Genomic DNA, 19431 nt, shown 5'->3' on the forward strand with positions numbered 1-19431 from the left:
GCGCCACACAGCCGGACGCCCGGTCGACGGCAGGCCGCAGCTACTTCCCGCTATCCACAATTTCCACAGCTTTATCCACAGGGGTTTGTGGGTCAGCACATCATTGACGTCGTGTCAATACGGATATCGATGAGGAACCTGTGGATAACATGAGCCGATCGCCGATCGTCATCGACAGGCCAGCCGCTGGTCGAGCGAAACCCATTGCCGCGCTAACTAAACACAGTGCCCACCGAGCGGACGAATCCACGCACCGCTCAGCGGTGAAATTGCAGCAAAGTATTTGTATAGTCCACTCATTATAAATAATAGAGGCACAGCCTGTGAGAGGCCTGAGACCATGCCTAAGATATCTCAGCAGCAGAGTCAATTATTCGGCTGCATTGCCGCTGGTGTTGCCGTTGCCGGCGCTGGCGTCGTCGCCGTCATCCCGGCCACCCCGCCGCCCGCCGGCCCCCGCGGCGGTGACGTCGCACTCACCGCTGGCGAGGAGGACATCGTCCTCGACCTCGTGCGGCACGGACAGACGGTGTCGACAGGAGTCGTTGCCGGCAACGTGCTGCCCGGGTCGCCGCTGAGCGACCTTGGCCAGGACGAGGCACAAGAGGTGGGAACCCAACTCGCCAATCAGCTCGGCAGCCCGGACGCGGTGGCCGGGATCTTCGAGGGGCAAAACATCCGGATGGCGCAGACCGCAGCGCCCTTCGCCGCGCTCGAGCAGGAGACTCCGCACATACTTTCCGGGCTCAACGAGATCGGTGGCGGCATCTACGCGGGCGACCCGTATTCGGGCCCCGGCGGTATCCTCTACGACCTGACCCTGCTGACGTGGGCGTTTGGCTACGAATTCGTGCCGATGCCGGGCTCGTTGGACTTCAACGGGATCGCCTTCGAGGACTACTTCAGCAACGCTGTTGCCACGATGTATGCCGACGCGTTGGCCAACCCGATCGTCAGCGCGAACGGCCAGGTCACCGATGTCGCGTTTTCCGGTGAGGCGGCGATCAGCACCTGGACTCTGCTCAACGCGAAAAACCCCGATCTGGCGATCTTCTTGCCACGCTTCGTCGAAGCGGTGCTCAGCCGGAAAACACCCGTTCCTGCCCAACGCCGGCGTGGTGGAACTCGAAGGCAACCCCACGGAGGGATGGACGCTGGTCAGCTTCGACGGGCAACCCATTCCGCAAGATCCGGGATTGCTGACGCAGCTCATCGTCGACTTCCGGGACGTGATCACCCCGCCGCAGATGGCGATCTACAACCTGGTCGAGGCCGCCCTCACCGGCAACGCGACGACGATCCAGGATGCGCTTGCGGCCGGCGTGTACAGCGTCGGCGCCGCGATAGCTCAGTTCCCCCAATCAGTGATCGGTGACATCGGCTACGTGGTGCAGAATCTCGCTGCCGACGTGGCAGCGCGGGATTCAGCCATGGCGCTCATCGATGCGTTCGGGTCGTTGGTCTTCGGGTTGACTTAGCAGGTCGACTGAGCAGGTCGACTGAGCAGGTCGACTGGGCAGGTTGTGGGGCCATCCGTGCTCAGCACTGCCGCTCTCGGGGGTGAACGCGCAGCTCATGACGCTCTCGGCGAGACAATTTTCGTCGAGGTTCACAAGGCGCTATGATCGCGACCACGAGTTGCCGTTGTGATTCACCTCACTGGGGGCCACATTGAACGTGCAGGTCAGGGTGGTTTGATGGTCATGCATCCCATCGGGCCGCGGCCAGCGGCGTCATCGGCGCCGTGGTTTTCCGACTCGCCGGCCTGGAACCGCTCCTATCTCGTCGCGGGTTTGCGCGCCGGGCTGATCGCGCTGGTGTTGCTCGCGATCCTCGCCGTTATCGTTGTGTTCTGAACCGGCCCGCACCGGGTAGGCGTCACCGCAGCGTTGTTGCGGCCGACGCAGTCATGGAGCAGTGTTGAGTAGGGCCGTGCGCCAGCACGGAGCTTGCGAGGAGAGCGTCACAACGAAATCGACGATCAAGGAAGGAACCACGTGGCTGTATACACCTTGCCCGACCTGGACTGGGACTACGGAGCGCTGGAGCCGCACATCTCGGGGCAGATCAACGAGCTTCACCACAGCAAACACCACGCGACATACGTCAAAGGCGCAAACGACGCCCTCGAAAAACTCGAAGAGGCTCGCGCCAAAGATGACCACTCCGCGACCGCCCTGTGGGAGAAGAGCCTGGCGTTCAATCTGGGCGGCCACATCAACCACACCCTGTGGTGGAAGAACCTGTCACCCAACGGTGGTGACAAGCCGACCGGGGAACTTGCGGCAGCTATCGACGACGCGTTCGGCTCGTTCGACAAATTCCGCGCCCAATTCACCGCAGCTGCCACCACCGTGATGGGTTCAGGGTGGGCGGCCCTCGGCTACGATAGCCTTGCCAACAAGTTGTTGGTATTCCAGGTCTACGACCACCAATCCAACTTTCCGCTGGGCATCGTGCCGCTGCTGATGCTCGACATGTGGGAGCACGCCTTCTACTTGCAGTACAAGAACGTCAAGGCGGACTTCGCCAAGGCGTTTTGGAACGTTGTCAACTGGGCGGATGTGCAGGAACGCTACGCAGCGGCCACCTCGAAGACCAAGGGGCTGATCGCCGGCTGACCATCGCCGGCTGACCTGGTCTGCGGGCTGCGTCGTTCGCGTAACGCTCCGCACGCTGACTCCGGCTGAACCTGCCCGGGCGCCACATGCGCGTCGTGTGGCGCCCGACTTTCGCCCTGTCTCCCTACCCGTGTCGGCTTGCACGCCACGCACGTGGGGCGCATCCTGGTCTAATCGACGTTTCATCCACCAAATGTCGCGTTACCCCGAATGGGAGGTATAGCGGAGGGCGCAATGGGAACAGGGTCAGGCCGGGCGGTTGAAGTCACCCGTTCCATTCCCACGGCACGTTGAAGGGGTTCGTGATTTCTGGACGGTGGCCCGATTCGACGAAGGAGTGGGCCCAACTTCTACGGGTCGCGGTGTGGGTGGCATCACTCCCCGGATTGCTCTCCACCACAACGGTGTTCGGCGCTCGCGAAGAACTGCCGGACGAACCGGAACCCGGCACTGTGGGTTTGGTGCTTGCTGAAGGGACAGTCGTCGGTGACTCGGCTATTCCACCCGGCTATTTCTCCGATCAGCAGCCGCCCGCATTAATGATGCTGCACCCCGTCGGAAACCACACCGTCACTGCCGGAATGTGCTGGGGCGGCATCGGGCTGCGTACTGCTGCCCGGGCTGCCGCATCTGGGCCTGGAACACCGCGCGGCCTGGGTCGAAGCCGAGGCCGACGGTACCGTCACCTCGATGGTGAGTCGGGTCGGCGTCGACCCTATTAGCCATCCCGACACTGCGATCCTGGCCATGCTGCTTGCTGCATAACCGGTGTCAAATTCCCGAGCCCGGCTTGGACCGGGGGCGCCGCCACTCAGTCGGGCCACGTCCCCGAAAGCCCCGAATGTATCGGCCCGGTGGCGGGTGAACCCGGTCGCTTAGCCCTCTGTCGCCGACGCCGGCAGGCGGCCATGACGGCCGGTTCTGCACGCGCCATTGGACGCTTGCCGCGATCCCCCAGAACCCACAGCAAAGTGGTTTCCGGATTCGACACAATAGTGTGTGCGTTGCTTGACGCCGGGTGACGTCAGCGGCGTAGGACCGCCAGATTCCCTCAGACACTATAACCGTAACGCTCCGCTACCCAGTGTCTGTAGTGCATCCCGTGGATACGAGCCGAAATCCGCGTCCTTCGGGATTGCTCTGTGGGAGTAGCTTCACGTTTCTCGATATCCCTACCACGCAGGTTGCCGCCGCGTCAGCGATTTGTGCAGTTTGCACTTGGTTGTGGACACAACTCTCGCTACCATGATCAGCAAATACGGGCTCTTCGCAGTTGAGGGTGTAGAGGTGGTCGGCGCGTCGCTGCCGGGATAGGGGTCGAGGTCTTCTGATGATGGGAGTTTCCATACTGCCTATCAGAAGACCTCGACGTGCCTGACGCTACCTTCGCTTGCCCCGATCTGACCATGTTCTGCCGCCTTGATGAGCTCGGGCTGGAGGTGACCGGCCAACGCCTGCAGGCTGATCGGGCGGTGCTGGCGTGCCGGATCGTCGATGACGACTCGTGGTGTCGCCGCTGCGGGGAACAGGGCACCCCGCGACACCGTCACTCGGGAATTGGCGCATGAGCCGTTCGGGTGGCGGCCGACGACCTGCTGGTCACCGTGCGCCGTTACCGGTGTGCCGGCTGTGCGCATGTGTGGCGCCAAGACAGCAGTGCTGCGGCCGAGCCGCGGGCCAAGCTGTCGCGACGGGCTCTGCGTTGGGCCTTGGAAGCCCTGGTGTGTCAACACCTGAGCGTGGCACGAGTCGCTGAAGGCCTCGGGGTGTCGTGGAACACCGCCAACAGCGCGGTGCTGGCCGAAGGCCGGCGCGTGCTCATCGACGATCCCGGCCGGTTCGACGGTGTGCGCGTCATCGGCGTCGACGAGCACGTGTGGCGCCACACCCGCAAAGGCGACAAGCACGTCACGGTGATCATCGATCTGACCGCGGTGCGCGACGGAACCGGTCCTGCTCGGCTGCTCGACATGGTCGAAGGACGCTCCAAACAGGCCTTCAAGACCTGGCTAGCTGAGCGGCCCAAATCCTGGCGTGACGGCGTGCAAGTCGTTGCGATGGACGGATTCACCGGGTTCAAGACCGCCACCAGCGACGAACTGCCCGAAGCGGTCGCGGTGATGGACCCCTTCCATGTGGTCCGGCTCGCCGGTGACGCCCTCGATGAGTGCCGACGCCGCGTCCAGCTGGACACCTGCGGGCACCGTGGCCGCAAAACCGATCCGCTCTACGCCTGCCGGCACACCCTACACACCGGCGCCGACCTGCTCACCGACAAACAGAAGATCCGGCTGCACGCCCTGTTCGCCGCCGACGCCCATGTCGAGGTTGAAGCCACCTGGACGATCTATCAGCGCACCGTCGCTGCCTACCGCGAACCCAACCGGGCCAAGGGCCGCGCGATGATGCAGGCCGTGATCGACACCCTCAGCCGTGGCGTCCCCAAAGCCCTGCGCGAGCTCATCACACTGGGCCGCACGTTGAAGAAACGGGCCGGCGACATCCTGGCCTACTTCGACCGGCCTGGAACCAGCAACGGCCAACCGAAGCCATCAACGGCCGACTCGAACACCTGCGCGGCTCCGCCTTCGGATTTCGCAACCTCACCAACTACATCGCCCGATCACTACTAGAAACCGGCGGATTCAGACCCCAACTACACCCTCAATCATGAAGAGCCCAAATACGTGCAGGCAACCATTCACTCTCGCAAGCCCGGTGGAGGTCATATCGATGAGCACGACGTTCGCTGCCCGCCTGAACCGACTGTTCGACACCGTATATCCGCCTGGACGGGGACCGCATACCTCCGCTGAGGTCATCGCAGCGCTGAAGGCCGAGGGCATCACGATGTCGGCTCCTTACCTCTCGCAACTGCGCTCCGGCAACCGCACGAACCCCTCGGCAGCGACAATGGCGGCGCTTGCGAACTTTTTCCGGATCAAACCGGCCTACTTCACCGACGACGAGTACTACGAAAAACTCGACAAGGAGTTGTCGTGGCTGGCCACCATGCGGGACGAAAATATTCGCCGCATCGTGGGGCGGCTGGTTGACTTATCGCCTGAGGCCCAGCAAGACATCGAAGATCGTGTCAACGAGCTACGCCGTAAAGAGCATCTGGACACATGAGCTTTCGCGGGTGGCATAACGCGGCCATCTGCCCCATCTGTCCCTCACCTGGCCCACAGCCGTCGACCGCTGCCGATTAGGGTGGGCTCGGATCGCACACGTCGCGAGAGTGCACGACAATTCGGGAGGCGGCGGGAATGGGTCTGTTCCGTAAGCGAAAGAGCCGCGCGACTCGTCGCGCCGAGAGCCGGCGCTCAAGGCCCGCGCCAAGCTGGAGGCCAAGCTGGCCGCAAAGAATGAAGCACGGCGCATCAAATCCGCCCAGCGGGCTGAAGCCAAAGCGCTCAAAGCGCAGTTGCAGGCTCAGCGGGAGAGCGATCGTGCCGCGCTCAAGATCGCTGAGGCCCAACTCAAAGCGGCTCGCGAGGGTAAGCTGCTGTCACCTACTCGTATCCGCCGGGTTTTGACGGTATCTCGATTGCTCGCCCCGATCCTGGTGCCACTGGTGTACCGGGCGGCGATGGCGGCCCGTGGACTCATCGACCAGCGTCGCGCGGACCGGCTGGGCATCCCGTTGGCCCAGATCGGGCGATTCTCCGGGCATGGTGCGCGACTGTCGGCCCGGGTGGCCGGTGCCGAGCACTCACTCCGAGCGGTGCAGGACAAGAAACCCCGAGACGGCGAAACCCAGCAGTTCGTGGCCGCCGTGAGTGACCGGCTAGCCGATCTGTCCGCCGCTATTACCGCTGCAGAAACCATGCCCGCTGCACGTCGACGCGCCACCCACTCCGCGATCGCCAGACAGCTCGACGGTATCGAAGCCGACTTGATGGCGCGATTGGGGCTGGAATGACCGTCACACCATATGGCCGCTCGCGCGTCCGCCGCCTCGGGCTGAACGGTGAAAGTGGCGCAGCATGACAAACATGATGCGGATGGTCGCCGTCGCCGTTTTGGTCACGGCGCTGCTGGTGTCGTCGAGCGCTCTGGCGGCGGCCCATGCCACCCGGGTAGCAGCCGACCCACCCGAGAATGCCGCGGTCACGACCAGTCCCGCACGTGTCACGGCCACCTTCAATGAAGAGCTGCAGAGCGGCTTCGCCGCGATGACCGTTGTCGGGCCGGACGGCAACATCTGGTCCACTGGTCAACCGCAGGTGCGGGGTGCCACCGTCAGCATCGCATTACGCCCCCTGGGCCCGGTCGGCCCCTACACGGTGAACTACCGCGTGACCTCGGCTGATGGACACGTGGTAGCGGGCTCATGGTCGTTTCGGCTCACCGTGCCCGGCACTGGCCGCCCCGGCCCGCCCACCTTCCCCACTCACCCCGGTGACGGTGTCCCGCTCTGGCCGTTCGTAGCCGCGACCTTGGCAGTGGTGGGCGGCGCTGCGCTGTGGGCGGTGCGGCGGCAGTTCTGGCGGTGAGCCCGCGCCGGACACTGCGGCCGTCCGTGCTGGCATGATGGGTCGGGACTGCTGGTGTTCGCGACGGGCGCGCGCGACGAGACACGGCAAAGGAGCAGCCACATGGCAGACCCGCAGGATCCACCCGCCAGCGCGACACGGAACCGGCGCCACCTGACAGGGTGCCTGATATCGCCTCCACACCGGATTCATCACAGCCGCCCGCAACGCCCCCTGAGCCAACGGTAGAGCCGCCCGCGGAAAAAGCAGTTAAGAAAGCGCCGGCCAAGAAGCCAGCCGCTAAGGCCGCAAAGAAAGCACAGAAGGCGCCGGTTAAAAAAGCCCCGGCAAAAAAGACGGCCACCAAGAAGGCAACGGCTAAGAAGGCTGCCGCTAAAGCCACTGAAGCTGCCCAGCCGAAACCAGCCGACCAGCGCCGGATCGAAACCAACGGTCAGCTAGCCACCGCAGCCAAAGAGGCAGCTGCACGCGCGAAGTCGGCGGTCGCCGCCGCCCGCAATCCGATGACGGACGACACCTCCGCTCCCGCCCCCACCCGGTTCTTCGTCCCGATGACGGTAGCTATTGCCGCCAGTTTGTTAGCGTTACTGCTGCTGCGCCAACTCCGCCGTCGTTTCGCCTAATATGTCACGGTGCCGGTAACCTTCCGGGCCACCGCGGATTTGGTTGATGCAATCGGTCCCGGTGTGCGCAGCTGCGATGTGCAGTTCCGCCAGTTCGGTGGCCGTACCCAGTTCGCCGGAACGATCAGCACGGTGCGCTGCTTTCAGGACAACGCGTTGGTCAAATCGGTGCTCGCCGAGCCGGGTCATGGCCGGGTGCTGATTGTTGACGGCGCCGGGTCACTGCACACCGCACTGGTCGGCGACGTTATTGCCGGCTCGGCATACGCCAATGGGTGGGCGGGGCTGATCATCTACGGAGCGGTCCGGGATGCCGCCGCGCTGCGCGAGATCGACATTGGTATTAAAGCACTCGGCACCAACCCGCGCACGAGCACCAAGACCGGTGCCGGTGAACGTGATGTGGTGGTTCACCTGGGTGGGGTGATGTTCGTGCCCGGCGATATCGCCTACAGTGACGACGACGGTATTGTCGTCGTCACTCCCGCGCCATCGCCGACCCCGAGGTCGGGCTAGAGCTGCGGCGTCCGAGCTTTCACCCCTATCACTGGCGCACTGTCTAAACGGTGACCGCGGCAGTGTGTTTGCTGAACCGCAAACCTTCGTCGGCAATCTTGCCGTACCGGATCAGCCGTAGGTCCAGCAGGTAGTTCTGATTCAACCGCCACGGTGTGCGTGAACCCTGTTTGGGCAGTTCATCAAGCGACCGCAGCACATAGCCGGGGTGAACTCCATAAAGGCCGCTCATCGACGTGCGGCCCCGGATGTTCCGGCACAACCGTGTCAAATCCGTTGGCGTCCATGTAGTTCAACAGACGGCAGACAAACTCTGACACCAGGTCGGCCTTCAAGGTCCACGAGGCGTTGGTGTAGCCGACGGTGTAGGCCAGATTGGGGAGGCCGGAGAGCATCATGCCCTTGTAGGCCATCGTCCGGGTCAGGTCCACGGGCTGTCCGTCGACACTCACGGTCGCACCACCGAATAGCTGTAGGTTCAATCCCGTGGCGGTGACGATAATGTCAGCCGGCAGCTCACGCCCGGAGCGTAGCGCGACACCGGTCGCGGTGAACCGCTCAATCGTGTCAGTCACCACCTCGGTCTTGCCGTGGCGGATGGTGCGAAACAAATCCCCGTTGGGCACTAGGCACAGCCGTTGGTCCCACGGGTTGTAGCGGGACCGAAGTGTGTTTCGACGTCATAGCCTTCGGGCAGCTGGCGTTTGACCAGGTCCATCAAAATTTTGCGCATTCGCGTCGGCAGCGTCCGGCAGGCCTGGTAGACGAGCGACTGGCGGAGCACGTTTTCCACCGGATCACGGTGTAGGCCTTCTCATCAGACAACCATTTGAGCTTGTCCGCCCACGGCTCCCGGTCAGGCTGGGAGACGATATATGTCGGCGAACGCTGCAACATCGTGACATGGCCGGCTCCGGAATTCACCAGTGCCGGAACCAAAGTGACTGCGGTAGCGCCGCTGCCGATGACGACGATGTTCTTGCCCGTGTAATCGAGGTCCTCGGGCCAGTGCTGCGGATGAATAATCGGCCCGGTGAAATCCTCCGCACCGGCGAACGTGGGCGAGTAGCCCTGCTCGTAGTTGTAGTACCCGCTGCATAAAAACAGGAACGAACACGTTATCGACTGTTCCGCACCGTCGTTTTCGACGCGGACGGTCCAGTGATTCTCTGCGCTGGACCAGTCGGCACCAATCACTTTGTGGTTCAGCCGGATGCGCTTGTCGATGCCGTACATCACGGCAGTGCTTTTCAGGTATTCGAGAATCGGCTGCCCCTCCGCGATGGACTGGTGCCCGGTCCAGGGCCGAAACCGGAAGCCTAAGGTGTACATATCCGAGTCTGAGCGAATGCCTGGATAACGAAACAGATCCCACGTGCCGCCCATGCTCTGGCGCTTCTCCACAATCGCGTAATTCTTCGTTGCGCAGCGTTCTTGGAGGTGCCAGGCCGCGCTCACGCCTGAAATGCCAGCCCCGACGATGAGGACATCAAGGTGCTCAGTCATACGGCCACCGTATCAACACACTGTTGATAGAGTCAACACTGCGTCGATATTGTCGACATGGCGTAAGCTCGGGGTCGTGACCGGTCCTGCTGTCCGTCCCCCTCCGAGCCGCGGCCGGCGTTCCGCACGTCCTTCCGGTGACGACCGTGAACTGGCGATCCTGGCCACCGCTGAACGCCTGCTCGACGAGCGGCCGTTGCCCGATATCTCGGTGGACGACTTGGCTAAGGGTGCCGGCATCTCCCGGCCGACGTTTTACTTCTACTTCGCTTCCAAGGAAGCGGTGCTGCTGACCTTGCTGGATCGGGTGGTCACCGAGGCGGACACCGCGCTGGAACGCCTCATTGAGAGCCCGCCGGGCCACCGTGAGGAGATGTGGCGCATTGGTATTAACGTGTTCTTCGAGACGTTCGGGTCACACCGGGGTGTGACTCGGGCCGGGTGGGCAGCCCGGGACATCAGTCCCGATGTTCGCCAGCTGTGGTCGACGTTCATGCAGAAGTGGATCACGCACACCGCTACCGCCATCGAGGCTGAGCGCGCCCGGGGCACGGCGCCAAACACCCTGCCGGCACGGGAGCTGGCCACCGCCTTGAACCTGATGAACGAGCGGGTGCTATTCGCATCGTTCGCCGCCGAACAACCCTCCGTGCCGGAAGCCCGTGTGCTGGACACGCTGACACACATCTGGGTCACCAGCATCTACGGTGACACCAGCTCAGGGACAGGTCTGCCGACCACGCGGCCGGAGAGCTGATCAATCCTGCGAGCCTGCCCAGGTGAGCAATTGCTCGACCGGCCAGGTGTTGACGATCCGGTCAACGGGTACTTTGGCGTCCAGGGCACGCTGTGCGCCGTAGCCGAGGAAGTCGAGTTGGCCGGGCGCATGCGCATCGCTGTCGATACTGAACAGGCAGCCGAGATCACGCGCCAGATTCAGCAAACGCATCGGCGGGTCACGCCGTTCCGGGCGAGTTGACCTCCACCGCGGTCCCGTGCTCGCGGCAGGCGGTGAACACCGCCTCGGCGTCGAAGCTGGACTCGGCCCGGATTCCGCGGTTACCCGCAACTAGCCGACCGGTGCAATGGCCGAGTACATCGACGTGCTCGTTCGCCACGGCCCGCAGCATCCGGCGGGTCATCGCTACTGAGTCCATCGCCAACGTCGAATGCACACTGGCCACCACAATGTCGAGGCGGGCCAGCAGCTCGGGCTCCTGATCTAGGCTGCCGTCGTCGAGAATGTCGACCTCGATGCCAGTCAGGAGGCGCATCGGGGCGAACTGCTCCCGTAACCCGCGATCACCTCTAGCTGTCGGCGCAGCCGTTCCGGGGACAAGCCGTTGGCGATCGTCAGCCGCGGTGAGTGATCGGTTAACGCGCAGTACTCATGCCCCAACGTCTGCGCAGTGGCTATCATCTCCTCGATCGGCGCGGAACCATCCGACCAGTTTGAATGCAGATGCAAATCACCACGCAGCGCTGCCCGGATCTCGCCGCCACCCAAGTCTGTTGCGGCAGAGCGTAATTGCACCAGAAGATCAGGTTCACGACCCGCCCACGCCTGGGCGATCACCTGGGCCGTCTTCGGTCCGACGCCCGGCAAGCTCTGCCAGCTGTTGGCTCGGCCGTGACGTTCGCGTTCGGCGTCGTCCAGGGCCGCCAGGACATCGGCTGCCCGCCGGTAGGCCATCGCCCGCCGCGGATCATCGCGGGCCCGATCTTTGTAGTAGGCGATCTGCCGGAGCGCGGTCACCGGATCCATAGCCTTCAGTGTGCCCGCGTCACCCCAGCTGCCCTGCGATGAACCCTGCGAACACCACTCCGAAGCCGCCGATTTCACCGACGATGAGCATCGTCATGGACACCGCTGTGCCCCGGGTGCGCCGTTCGAATTGGTTGGTGGTGTCGCGGAGCAGGCCATGAGTGATATAGCTGACCGTGGCCGCCAGGAAGAAAAACACCGCTACCATCGCCGCGGTCAAGTTCACCCACGCCGGCCAGGCGCTCAGTTCCACGAAGACCGCGATCAGCAGGGTCGCGAACGAATACAGGAGCGCGGCCCGGTGCGCGATATCGACATAGGGATGAGCGCGGTGATCCTCGGCGCTCACCATCTGGCGGTACTTCCAGACACCGAGGCCCAGCGCAAGCATAAAGAGCACGCCGGCCCCAGCAGCGTGATTGTGGTGTCCAGACCAAGGTCGCAGCTCATTGCGCGCCGAGTGTAGTCGCGTGGTCTCCGGGTACTTTCAGATCATGCGATTCGCCTTCAAAACCTCGCCGCAACACACGACCTGGACCGACATGCTGGCCCTCTGGAAGCAAGCCGACGATATCGAGGTCTTCGAGTCTGGATGGACGTTCGACCACTTCTATCCGATCTTCTCGGATTCCACCGGCCCCTGCCTGGAAGGCTGGACCACGCTGACCGCGCTCGCGCAGGCCACCACGCGGCTTCGGCTGGGCACTCTGGTGACCGGTATCCACTACCGTCACCCCGCGGTGCTGGCCAATATGGCCGCAGCACTTGACATCATCTCCGGTGGCCGACTCGAACTGGGCATCGGCGCCGGCTGGAATGAAGAAGAGTCGGGCGCGTATGGCATCGAGTTAGGCAGCATCAAAGAGCGCATGGACCGATTCGAGGAAGCCTGCCAGGTGCTGACCAGCCTGCTCAGCCAGGAGACCACAACCTTCAACGGCCGTTACTACCAGCTCAAAGACGCTCGCAACGAGCCCAAGGGCCCAGCGCCCGCACCCGCCGATCTGCATCGGCGGCAGCGGCGAAAAACGGACGCTGCGCATCACCGCGCGGTATGCCCAGCACTGGAACTTCGTCGGCGGCCCGGCCGAGGAATTCGCCCGTAAGCGCGACGTGCTGGCCGCCCATTGTGCCGATATCGGCCGGGACCCCGAGGCGATCACGCTTTCTGCGCACCTTTTTCTGGGGCCGGACCGCAACTACGGGCAGGTCATCGAGAACGCGGCGGCGCTGGAAGCCGAAGGACTGGACCTGGGAATCGTGTATATCGCACCGCCGCATGACCCGGCCGTGCTGCAGCCGCTGGCTGAGGCCATCCGGGACTCGGGCTTATGCGATCGAGAGTGACCGGCTGGCCGGGTCATGCGCGGCAGCCGAACCGCCCCGCCTGGTTGAGGCCGGGCGATATCTCCGCGCCATCGCCCTCAGATAACAATTTAATAAAACTGAGCAAATGTCGATGCGGTAGCCAGCGCGCGCGTCAGCCTGGACTACACCCCGAAACGCAACAGATCCTCAGCTGTGACCAGCCGTTCGTGCTTGGCCGGGAACTCACGGCTCTTCAACGGGTGTCGGAACAATGACCAGGCGATTCGTCCCACCCGTGACTGCGGTATTGCGGTGAGAGGCACGGTGATCACTCCAGCAATCGGTCGACTGAACCTGGACTCCACTTTAACGCAGAGCCACATCCGGTTATTACACACCCACCAGCTGGCAAACGCTGAGCGACTCGCCGAGCAATTATCGGCGCTGTTCCATGAAAGCCGGGCTAGCGTTGCGGCGCGGTCGTCGCCTTGATCGGGACCGGCAGCGCGCTGCTCCCCATCAGGTAGCGGTCCACGGCCGCCGCCGCAGCGCGGCCCTCGGCGATCGCCCACACGATCAGTGACTGACCCCGGCCCATGTCGCCGGCGACAAACACGCCGGGCACCGAGGTGCTGAAATCGTCGCCGCGGGCCACGTTACCACGGTCGGTGAACTCGACGCCCAGGTCGGTGAGCAGCCCCTCTTTCTCCGGGCCGACAAACCCCATCGCCAGCAGCACCAGGTCGGCCCCGAGTTCGAAATCGGTGCCCTCGACCTTGACAAACCTGCCGTTCTCCATTCGCACCTCATGCCCCCTGAGCCCGGTGACATGCCCGTTGCGGCCGACGAATTCCTCAGTGTTAACCGAGAACACCCGCTCCCCGCCCTCCTCATGGGCCGCCGACACCCGATACATCAGGGGATAGGTTGGCCACGGGGTGGATTCGGCGCGGGTGTCCGGCGGACGGGGCATGATCTCAAACTGGTGCACGCTGATCGCGCCTTGCCGGTGCACGGTACCCAGACAGTCGGCCCCGGTATCGCCGCCACCGATGATCACGACCCTCTTGCCTTTGGCTGTGATCGGTGGCTGACCGTCCGGCCCGAGCACGTCATCACCTTCCTGTACCCGGTTAGCCCATGGCAGATACTCCATCGCCTGGTGGATCCCATCGAGTTCACGACCGGGAATGGGCAGTTCACGCCAGGCGGTGGCGCCACCGGCCAGCACCACCGCGTCGAACTCGGCGCGGAGCTGATCGGCTGCGATGTCCACCCCGACGTTGACGTTGGTGCGAAATTCGGTGCCCTCCTGTTGCATCTGTTCCAGCCGGCGGTTGAGGTGACGCTTTTCCATCTTGAATTCGGGAATCCCGTAACGCAGCAGGCCTCCGATGCGGTCGGCGCGCTCGAAGACGGTCACGCTGTGACCGGCACGGGTGAGCTGCTGAGCGGCGGCCAAGCCCGCCGGCCCTGAGCCGACCACCGCGACGGTTTTGCCGGTCAGCCTGTCCGGCGGCAGCGGCCGCACCCAGCCTTCCTCGAAGGCGCGGTCGATGATCTCCAGCTCGATTTGCTTGATAGTCACCGGGTCCTGGTTGATCCCGAGCACACATGCCGGCTCGCATGGTGCTGGACACAGCCGCCCGGTGAAATCCGGGAAGTTGTTGGTGGCATGTAACCGTTCGATCGCGTCGCGCCACCGGCCCCTGCGCACCAGATCGTTCCACTCCGGGATCAGGTTACCCAGTGGACACCCGTTGTGGCAGAAGGGAATACCGCAGTCCATACAGCGGGTTGCCTGGCGTCGCACGATGCGCTCGTCGAAGTCTTCGTAGACTTCGTTCCAGTCGCGCACACGCAATTCCACCGGTCGACGTTTCGGCAGCTCCCGGTGGGTGTACTTCAAAAAGCCCGTCGGGTCAGCCATGGGCAGCCGCCATCACTGCCTGGTCGACGTCGGTGCCGGTGCGCTCCGCCTCAGCGATCGCCTGCAGCACTCGCTTGTAGTCGCGTGGCATCACTTTGGCGAAGTGCCGCTGTTGTGTTGGCCAGTCAGCCAGGATGCGTTGGCCGACCGCGGAATCAGTGGCATCGACATGCATTTCGATCATGCTGTGCAGCCACTCGAGGTCGTCCTCGTCCAGTTGGTCAAGATCCACCATTTCGGTGTTGAGGTGGCTCGGGAAGGTTCCATCCGGGTCGTACACGTAGGCCACACCCCCCGACATGCCCGCCGCGAAGTTGCGTCCGGTGCGGCCAAGTACGACCACCCGGCCGCCGGTCATGTACTCGCACCCGTGGTCACCGACTCCTTCGACCACCGCATGCGCGCCGGAGTTGCGGACCGCGAACCGTTCGCCGACCACACCGCGTAAGAAGGCCTCGCCGCTGGTGGCACCGAACAGGATCACATTGCCGGCGATGATGTTATCTTCGGCGACATAGTTTTCCGGCGTGTTGTCCGGGGGACGGATCACGATACGGCCTCCGGACAAACCCTTTCCGACGTAGTCGTTGGCGTCACCGTATACCCGCAGCGTGATGCCTTTGGGCAGGAACGCTCCGAAACTGTTACCTGCAGATCCGTCGAAGGTGATGTCGATGGTGCCATCCGGCAAACCTTGACTGCCATATGCTTTCGTCACTTCGTGGCCAAGCATCGTGCCCACGGTACGGTTGACGTTGGAAATGGTGGTGGAGAAGCGCACCGGGGTTCCGGAGTCCAGCGCCTCGCGGCTCATCACGATCAGCTGCTGGTCGAGTGCTTTGTCCAGACCGTGGTCCTGGCTGGAGCTGCAGTACAGATCCTGATTCATAAATGCCGACTCCGGCTCGTGTAGCACAGGAGTCAGGTCGAGTTTGTGCGCTTTCCAGTGCGCGCGCGCCAGGGTGGTGTCCAGCGAACCGACCTGACCGACGGCCTCGTTGAGGGTCCGGAAACCCAGCTGTGCCATGTATTCACGGACTTCCTCAGCGATAAACAGGAAAAGTTCTCGACAAACTCGGGCCTGCCGGTGAAGCGCTGGCGCAGAATCGGGTTCTGCGTCGCTACACCCACCGGGCACGTGTCGAGATGACATACCCGCATCATGACGCAGCCGGACACCACCAACGGTGCTGTGGCGAAACCGAACTCTTCGGCGCCCAGCAATGCGGCGATCATCACGTCGCGTCCGGTCTTAAGCTGCCCATCCACCTGGACCACGATCCGGTCGCGCAGGCCGTTGAGCAGCAATGTCTGCTGTGTTTCGGCCAGCCCCAGCTCCCATGGCGCGCCGGCGTGCTTCAGTGAGGTCAGCGGCGCCGCGCCGGTTCCGCCGTCGTGCCCGGAGATCAACACCACGTCGGCGTGCGCCTTGGACACACCCGCGGCGACTGTGCCCACGCCGACCTCGGCGACCAGCTTGACGTGAATCCGCGCCGCAGGGTTGGCATTCTTCAAGTCGTAGATCAGCTGCGCCAGATCCTCGATGGAGTAGATGTCGTGGTGCGGCGGCGGGAGATCAACCCGACCCCGGGGGTCGAGTGCCGCACCTCGGCGATCCACGGATACACCTTGGCGCCCGGAAGCTGCCCGCCCTCACCGGGTTTGGCGCCCTGGGCCATTTTGATCTGGATGTCGGTGCAGTTCGTCAGGTAGTGCGAAGTGACGCCGAACCGGGCCGAGGCCACCTGTTTGATGGCGCTGCGGCGCCAGTCACCGTTGGGGTCACGCTCGTAGCGGCTGGCGTGCTCGCCGCCCTCCCCACAGTTCGAACGTCCACCCAGCCGGTTCATCGCAATGGCCAGCGTCTCGTGTGCCTCGGCCGAGATCGAGCCGTAGCTCATCGCCCCCGTCGAGAAGCGCTTGACGATCTCACTGGCCGGTTCCACCTCATCGAGCGGCACCGGCGGACGCACACCCGTTTTGAACTTCAGCAGCCCGCGCAGTGTGGCCAGCCGCTCGCTCTGATCGTCGACCAGCTTCGTGTACTCCTTGAAGATTTTGTACTGGCCGGTGCGGGTGGAGTGCTGAAGTTTGAAGACGGTCTCGGGGTTGAACAGGTGATACTCTCCCTCACGGCGCCACTGGTATTCCCCGCCAACCTCAAGCTCGCGGTGCGCCCGCTCGTTAGGCCGATCCAGGAACGCCAACCGGTGGCGATCGGCGACGTCGGCGGCGATGTCGTCGAGGGTGATCCCACCGGTGGGACAGCTCAGACCGGTGAAATATTCGTCGAGCACTCCCTGCGAGATGCCCACCGCCTGGAACAGCTGCGCTCCGGTGTAGGACGCCAGCGTGGAGATGCCCATTTTCGACATCACTTTCAACACACCCTTGCCGGCGGCTTTGATGTAGTTGCGCAGTGCGGTCTCACGGTCGATGTCTTCGAGCACCCCGCGGTCGATCATGTCTTCGATTGACTCGAACGCCATGTAGGGATTGATGGCTCCGGCACCGAAGCCCACCAGCATGGCCATGTGGTGCACCTCGCGGGCGTCGCCGGACTCCACCACCAGCCCGACCCGGGTGCGTAAACGCTCCCGGACCAGATGGTGGTGCACCGCCGACACGGCCAGCAGCGACGGGATCGGGGCCATGGTTTCGTCGGACTCGCGATCGGAGAGGATGATGATCCGCGCGCCGTCGGCAATCGCCGCCGACGTTTGCGCCCGGACCTCGTCCAGCGCGGCCTTCAGGCCTGCGCCGCCCTCGGCCACGGGGTAGAGGCACCGAATCACCTGGGAACGTAATCCGTGCCGACGGCCGTTGACCTCGATTTCGGGGTCGAGGTTGATCAGCTTGGCCAGCTCGTGGTTGCGCAGAATCGGCTGCTGCAAGACGATCTGGCGGCAGGAATTCTCATCGGGGTTGAGCAGATCGCCTTCCGGCCCGATGACGCCCTGCAGGCTGGTCACAACCTCCTCGCGGATGGCGTCCAAAGGCGGGTTGGTCACCTGCGCGAACAGCTGCTGGAAATAGTCGAACAGCATCCGGGGCCGCTGCGAAAGCACCGCAACCGGGGTGTCGGTGCCCATCGACCCGACCGGCTCGGCACCGGTACGCGCCATCGGCGCGACCAGCAGGTTGAGCTCCTCATACGTATAGCCGAATACCAACTGGCGCAACACAACCCGGTGGTGCGGCATTCGTACGTAGTTGCCCTGGGGCAGCTCCTCGAGAGGGATCAACCCGTTGTCCAACCACTCCTGATATGGGTGCTGGGCGGCCAGCTCGGCTTTGATCTCCTCGTCGTCGACGATGCGGCCCTGGGCAGTGTCGACCAAAAACATCCGCCCGGGCTGCAGCCGCATCCTCCGCACAACTTTGGACGGATCCAGGTCCAGTACCCCGGCTTCGGAGGCCATCACGACCAGCCCGTCGTCGGTGACCCAGATCCGGGACGGGCGCAGGCCATTGCGGTCCAGCACCGCACCCACCACGGTGCCGTCGGTGAACGTCATCGACGCCGGGCCGTCCCACGGCTCCATCAGCGAGGCGTGGTACTGATAGAAGGCCCGGCGCGCGGGATCCATCGACTCGTGGCGCTCCCAGGCTTCCGGGATCATCATCAGCACGGCGTGCGCCAGACTGCGCCCGCCCAGGTGCAGTAGTTCGAGGACCTCGTCGAAACGCGCGGTGTCTGATGCCCCCGGGGTACAGATGGGAAACAGCTTCTCCACGTCCTCGTAGGAGCCGAAGATGTCGGTGTGGATCAACGCCTCCCGGGCACGCATCCAGTTCTCGTTTCCGGTGACGGTGTTGATCTCCCCGTTGTGGGCGATACGCCGGAACGGATGCGCCAGCGGCCACGAGGGGAAGGTGTTGGTGGAGAACCTCGAGTGCACGATTCCGAGCGCGCTCGCCAGCCGCTCATCTTGTAGGTCGAGGTAGAAGGCCTTGAGCTGCGGAGTGGTCAGCATTCCTTTGTAGACCAGCGTCTGGCCGGAAAGACTTGGGAAATAAACTGTTTCGCGACCAGGACCGTCCTGTCCGGGGCCTTTGGTGCCGAGTTCGTGTTCGGCGCGCTTACGGATCACATAGGCGCGGCGTTCGAGGGTCATACCCGAGGCTCCGGTGATGAACAGCTGCCGGAAAGTGGGCATCGCATCACGGGACAGCGCACCGAGCGAGGAATCATCGGTGGGCACGTGACGCCATCCCAGCACCTGCAAACCCTCGGCCTCGACGATCTTTTCCACCGCGGCGCAGGCCGCGGCCGCATCTTTGGACGACTGCGGTAAAAACGCGATGCCGGTGGCGTACTCACCCGGCTCGGGAAGCTCGAAGTCCACCACCGCGCGCAGGAATTCGTCGGGCACCTGGATCAGGATGCCGGCGCCGTCACCGCTGTGCGGTTCAGCGCCCTGGGCGCCGCGGTGCTCAAGGTTGAGCAGCGCGGTGATCGCCTTGTCCACAATGTCGCGGCTGCGTCGGCCGTGCATGTCCACAACCATCGCCACCCCGCACGAGTCGTGCTCGAATGCGGGGTTATACAGCCCGACGCGGTTAGGCGCCATTGCTACCTGACCCTTCACCAAACTTTCTGTGCGGCATCTGGACGGCTCCGTCGAAGCCGCGCCCGGAGGTTGTGGGCTAGGCCCCTTCG

10 protein-coding genes and 8 pseudogenes are annotated in these 19431 nt (G+C 63.7%); 12 read left to right on the plus strand and 6 right to left on the minus strand.

The window, feature by feature from the left end; translation table 11 throughout:
- Positions 1 to 370 precede the first annotated feature (370 nt).
- Positions 371 to 520 carry a hypothetical protein gene (locus tag G6N08_RS20590; RefSeq protein WP_246216552.1) on the minus strand — a complete coding sequence of 50 codons (150 nt, stop codon included), beginning with the start codon at positions 518 to 520 and terminating at the stop codon, positions 371 to 373.
- A gap of 9 nt (positions 521 to 529) precedes the next feature.
- Between G6N08_RS20590 and G6N08_RS05115 the strand changes: the two genes are divergently transcribed.
- The 10 genes and pseudogenes from G6N08_RS05115 (at position 530) to rraA (ending at position 8259) form a co-directional block, all read left to right on the plus strand.
- Entirely contained in the window at positions 530 to 1375 is an 846-nt protein-coding gene (locus G6N08_RS05115; protein WP_246216612.1) for a histidine phosphatase family protein, read from the plus strand.
- A gap of 322 nt (positions 1376 to 1697) precedes the next feature.
- Positions 1698 to 1856, plus strand: a complete 159-nt coding sequence (locus G6N08_RS20125; protein ID WP_170301251.1) for a hypothetical protein — start codon at positions 1698 to 1700, stop codon at positions 1854 to 1856.
- 141 nt (positions 1857 to 1997) lie between these two features.
- Complete coding sequence (locus tag G6N08_RS05120; RefSeq protein WP_163754963.1) at positions 1998 to 2621, plus strand: superoxide dismutase; 624 nt, start codon at positions 1998 to 2000, stop codon at positions 2619 to 2621.
- A gap of 234 nt (positions 2622 to 2855) precedes the next feature.
- Positions 2856 to 3386: pseudogene (locus tag G6N08_RS05125) on the plus strand (peptidase).
- A gap of 605 nt (positions 3387 to 3991) precedes the next feature.
- Positions 3992 to 5295, plus strand: a pseudogene (locus G6N08_RS05130) (ISL3 family transposase).
- Positions 5296 to 5354: 59 nt separating this feature from the next.
- On the plus strand, positions 5355 to 5753 hold the full coding sequence (locus G6N08_RS05135) for a helix-turn-helix domain-containing protein (RefSeq protein ID WP_163753118.1): 399 nt from the start codon (positions 5355 to 5357) through the stop codon (positions 5751 to 5753).
- 137 nt (positions 5754 to 5890) lie between these two features.
- Positions 5891 to 6546 (plus strand): annotated as a pseudogene (locus G6N08_RS05140) (DUF6474 family protein).
- A gap of 82 nt (positions 6547 to 6628) precedes the next feature.
- Positions 6629 to 7120 carry a copper resistance CopC family protein gene (locus G6N08_RS05145; protein ID WP_371868997.1) on the plus strand — a complete coding sequence of 164 codons (492 nt, stop codon included), beginning with the start codon at positions 6629 to 6631 and terminating at the stop codon, positions 7118 to 7120.
- 161 nt (positions 7121 to 7281) lie between these two features.
- Positions 7282 to 7743, plus strand: coding sequence for an Rv3852 family protein (locus G6N08_RS05150; protein ID WP_163754965.1), 462 nt, complete (start codon positions 7282 to 7284; stop codon positions 7741 to 7743).
- Positions 7744 to 7752: 9 nt separating this feature from the next.
- Complete coding sequence (rraA, locus tag G6N08_RS05155) at positions 7753 to 8259, plus strand: ribonuclease E activity regulator RraA (RefSeq protein WP_163754967.1); 507 nt, start codon at positions 7753 to 7755, stop codon at positions 8257 to 8259.
- A gap of 43 nt (positions 8260 to 8302) precedes the next feature.
- Here rraA and G6N08_RS05160 read toward each other — a convergent pair.
- A pseudogene (locus tag G6N08_RS05160) lies at positions 8303 to 9765 on the minus strand (flavin-containing monooxygenase).
- A 76-nt stretch (positions 9766 to 9841) separates the two neighbouring features.
- On the opposite strand from G6N08_RS05160, the gene G6N08_RS05165 reads away from it, so the two are divergent.
- The gene (locus tag G6N08_RS05165; protein ID WP_246216613.1) at positions 9842 to 10522 is read left to right on the plus strand and encodes a TetR/AcrR family transcriptional regulator; all 681 of its coding nucleotides are present in this window, start codon (positions 9842 to 9844) and stop codon (positions 10520 to 10522) included.
- Here the strand turns inward: G6N08_RS05165 and G6N08_RS05170 are convergent.
- Positions 10523 to 11530, minus strand: a pseudogene (locus G6N08_RS05170) (PHP domain-containing protein).
- 19 nt (positions 11531 to 11549) lie between these two features.
- Positions 11550 to 11980: pseudogene (locus G6N08_RS05175) on the minus strand (hypothetical protein).
- Between the two features lie 44 nt (positions 11981 to 12024).
- Between G6N08_RS05175 and G6N08_RS05180 the strand changes: the two are divergent.
- A pseudogene (locus G6N08_RS05180) lies at positions 12025 to 12877 on the plus strand (LLM class F420-dependent oxidoreductase).
- Positions 12878 to 13301: 424 nt separating this feature from the next.
- On the opposite strand, the gene G6N08_RS05185 reads toward G6N08_RS05180, so the two are convergent.
- Both G6N08_RS05185 and gltB read right to left on the minus strand, forming a co-directional pair.
- Entirely contained in the window at positions 13302 to 14768 is a 1467-nt protein-coding gene (locus G6N08_RS05185; protein ID WP_163754971.1) for a glutamate synthase subunit beta, read from the minus strand.
- Positions 14761 to 19342: pseudogene (gltB, locus tag G6N08_RS05190) on the minus strand (glutamate synthase large subunit). Before gltB ends, G6N08_RS05185 begins: the two are co-directional and overlap by 8 nt.
- Between the last annotated feature and the right edge of the window lie 89 nt (positions 19343 to 19431).

Origin of the sequence: Mycobacterium botniense (genome assembly GCF_010723305.1) — a bacterium.
Taxonomy (GTDB): Bacteria; Actinomycetota; Actinomycetes; order Mycobacteriales; family Mycobacteriaceae; genus Mycobacterium; species Mycobacterium botniense.